Origin of the sequence: Longimicrobium sp. (assembly GCF_036387355.1) — a bacterium.
Classification (GTDB): domain Bacteria; phylum Gemmatimonadota; class Gemmatimonadetes; order Longimicrobiales; family Longimicrobiaceae; genus Longimicrobium.
The window spans coordinates 1-2,993 of record NZ_DASVTX010000307.1; the positions used below are offsets into that span (position 1 = coordinate 1).

Annotated in this window: 2 protein-coding genes; both read left to right on the plus strand. The window is 71.6% G+C overall.

The window, feature by feature from the left end; all coding sequences use genetic code 11:
• The coding region (locus VF665_RS13290; RefSeq protein ID WP_331053912.1) for an FAD-dependent oxidoreductase at positions 1 to 1,661 on the plus strand (1,661 nt) is incomplete at its 5' end.
• A partial coding sequence (locus tag VF665_RS13295) for a sensor histidine kinase (protein WP_331053913.1) occupies positions 1,658 to 2,993 on the plus strand: 1,336 nt, incomplete at its 3' end. The genes VF665_RS13290 and VF665_RS13295, both read left to right, overlap by 4 nt.

Genomic DNA, 2,993 nt, shown 5'->3' on the forward strand with positions numbered 1-2,993 from the left:
AACCGGTGATGCTCGCGGTGGACGATGACCCCGAGGTGCTGCAGGCCGTCTCGCGCGACCTGCGCAAGCGCTACGGAGACCGCTACCGCATCGTGCGCGCGGACGCGGGCGCCGTTGCCCTGGACGCCATCCGCGAGCTGAAGCGCAAGAACGAGCCGCTGGCCCTGTTCCTGGTGGACCAGCGGATGCCGCGTATGACCGGCGTGGAATTCCTGGAAGAGGCGGTGCAGCTGTACCCGGACGCCAAGCGCGCCCTCCTGACCGCGTACGCCGACACCGAAGCCGCCATCCGCGCCATCAACCGCGCGCACATCGACTACTACCTGCTCAAGCCCTGGGATCCGCCGGAAGAAACGCTGTACCCCGTGCTGGACGACCTGCTGCAGGACTGGCAGGCGGGGTACCGCCCCCCGTTCCAGGGGCTGCGCGTGGTGGGCCACCGGTGGAGCCCGGAGGCGCACGCGCTGCGCGACTTTCTGGCCCGCAACCAGGTGCCGTACCGCTGGACGGACCTGGAGGCGCAGGAAGACCCCGAAAAGTCGCTCGCCGAGGCCGGGCTGACGGCGGAAACCGGGCTTCCCGCCGTGGTGCTGGAAGACGGCCGGGTGCTGGAGCAGCCGGAGGTCGGCGCGCTGGCGGCCGCGGTGGGGCTGCGCACCCGCGCGGAAAAGCCGTTCTACGAGCTTGCCATCGTGGGCGCGGGGCCGGCGGGGCTCGCCGCCGCGGTGTACGGCGCCAGCGAGGGGCTGCGCACGGTGATGCTGGAGCGCGAGGCCCCCGGCGGGCAGGCGGGGCAGAGCTCGCGCATTGAGAACTACCTGGGCTTTCCCGCCGGCCTCAGCGGCGCGGACCTCACCCGGCGCGCGGTAACGCAGGCGCGCAAGTTCGGCGCGGAGATCCTGACGCCGCAGAGCGTGGCCTCCGTCCGCATCGAAGGCCCGTACCGGCAGCTGGTGCTGGCCGACGGCAGCGAGATCTCGTGCCACGCGCTGCTCATCGCCACGGGGGTGAGCTACCGCAAGCTGGACGTTCCCGGCTGCGACGACCTGAGCGGGCGCGGCGTCTACTACGGCGCGGCCGCCACGGAAGCCGCGGCGTACCGCGGCCAGGACGTGTACGTGGTCGGCGGCGGCAACTCCGCCGGGCAGGCCGCCATGTACTTCAGCCAGTACGCGCGGCAGGTGAGCATCCTGGTCCGCGGCGAAGGGCTGGCGGCGACCATGAGCCGCTACCTGATTGACCAGATCGGCGAAACGCCCACCATCCGCGTCCTCCCCTATACCGAGGTGCAGGAGGTGGTGGGGACGGATCACCTGGAGCGCCTTACGCTGCGCCACAACGACACGGGGGAGTGCGAGCAGGTGGAGGCGGCGGGGCTCTTCATCTTCATCGGCGCGGCGCCGCGGACGGACTGGCTGGAGGGCGTGGTGACGCGCGACCGCTACGGCTACATCGTCACCGGGCCGGAGCTGCCCAAGGACGACCGCGGGCGGCTCGTGGGCTGGCCGCTGGAGCGCGACCCGTTCCTGCTGGAATCCAGCATCCCCGGAATCTTCGTGGCGGGCGACGTGCGCGCCAATTCCGTCAAGCGTGTGGCCTCGGGCGTGGGCGAGGGCGCCATCGCCGTGCAGTTCATCCACCGCTACCTGGCGGAACTGTGATCGCGGCAGACGAACTGCGCGCCATTCCCCTGCTGCAGGGGCTGGAAGACGCGGACTACGAGTACCTGGCCTCCATCAGCATGGAGCGGGTGTACGCCCCGGGGCAGGCGCTGGCCGTGCAGGGCGAGCCGGCGGAGTGGATGACCATTCTGCTGGAGGGCGAGATCCAGTACCGGCAGGAGGGGGTGGCGGATTCCCGCATCTTCGTGGGCGTGGCCGGCGAGGTTACCGGCGTGCTCCCCTTCAGCCGGATGACGCACTTCACGGGGACCATCCGCGCCCTGCAGCGCACCCGCATCGCCGCGGTGCCGCGCTCGTCGTTTCCGGAGATGCTGCGGCGCATCCCCGAGCTGGAGCCGCGGCTGATCGGCGCGCTGACGGACCGCGTGCGCGAAACGACGCGCGCCGAGCAGCAGCGCGACAAGCTGATGTCCCTCGGCCGCCTTTCCGCCGGGCTGGCGCATGAGATGAACAACCCCGCCGCGGCGCTGCGGCGCGGCACGGCGCACCTGCGCGAGCGGCTGCGCGTGCTGCCGCAGCGCACGGTGGACCTGGCCGGGTGCAACCTGTCGCCCGTGCAGTTCGCCTCGCTGGCCGCGCTGCAGCGGCGCAAGACGGCCGCGGAGCGCGGCGCCCGCCCTTCCCCGCTGGAGGCCAGCGAGCGCGAAGAAGCAGTGGGCGCCTGGCTGGAGGAGCGCCGCGTGCCCGAGGCGTGGACCCTGGCCGAAACGTTCGTGCGGATGGGGCTGGACACGGAGGAGCTGGACGAGCTGGCCGCGTCGCTGCCCCGCGAGGCCATTCCGGGCGCCGTGGCGTGGCTGGGCGGCGGGCTGGACGCGGAGCTGCTGCTGCGCGAGATGGAAGACGCGGCCACGCGCATCTCCGTCCTCGTCGCCTCGGTCAAGAGCTACTCGCACATGGACGAGACCAGCACCCGCGCCGAGACGGACCTGCACGAGGGGCTGGAAAGCACGCTGACCATGCTTTCCTTCAAGATCGGCGAAAAGAGCGCCCGCATCGACCGGGATTTCGACACGGCCATCCCGCTGCTCTGGGCCAACGCGGGCGAGCTGAACCAGGTGTGGACCAACCTGCTGGACAACGCGCTGGACGCCATCGCCCCCGGCGGGCACATCACCCTGCGCACCGTGCTGCGCGGCGAGGACGCGGTCGTGGAGATCCGCGACGACGGGCCGGGGATTCCAGACGACCTCCAGGAGCGCATCTGGGACCCGTTCTTTACCACCAAGGACGTGGGCGAGGGGTCCGGGCTGGGGCTGGACATCGTGCGCCGCATCGTGGTGCGGCAGCACCGCGGCGACATCGGGGTGG